Annotated in this window: 1 pseudogene; it reads right to left on the bottom strand. The window is 67.0% G+C overall.

The annotated features are described in order from the left end of the window. Positions 1-61 precede the first annotated feature (61 nt). Positions 62-345, bottom strand: a pseudogene (locus tag EN852_RS37015) (hypothetical protein); the annotation flags it as partial.

Here is a 345-nt window from a genome sequence, read left to right as displayed (position 1 = left end):
GGCCGCCAGTGGCGAAGACCCGCCAGCGCAGACGGGCGGGCGGGGCGTTGGACCGATGCACTCATGCGTTTGCCTCCTGGCGGTTGGGACGGTCCAGCGGATGGCGGATCAGGATGCCTTTGACGATCAGGTACAGGCCCAGCGAAAGCAGCCAACAAATCAATGCAGTGGCAACGTCATGCGAAAGGAAATGCGCCCCCCGGAGCTGCTGGCTGATGCCGAACGCCAGGCCGGTGCCGAGGCCGATCCACAACCCAGCCCAGCGCCACGACGGGCGCCACAGCAGGGCGAAATAGTACAGGCACAGCCACGCATAGCCCGCGCTGGCGTGGCCGGCAGGGAAGC

This window comes from Mesorhizobium sp. M2E.F.Ca.ET.209.01.1.1 (assembly GCF_004010375.2).
In the GTDB taxonomy this organism is placed as follows: domain Bacteria; phylum Pseudomonadota; class Alphaproteobacteria; order Rhizobiales; family Rhizobiaceae; genus Mesorhizobium.
This window is presented reverse-complemented; position numbering and strand designations above follow the sequence as displayed.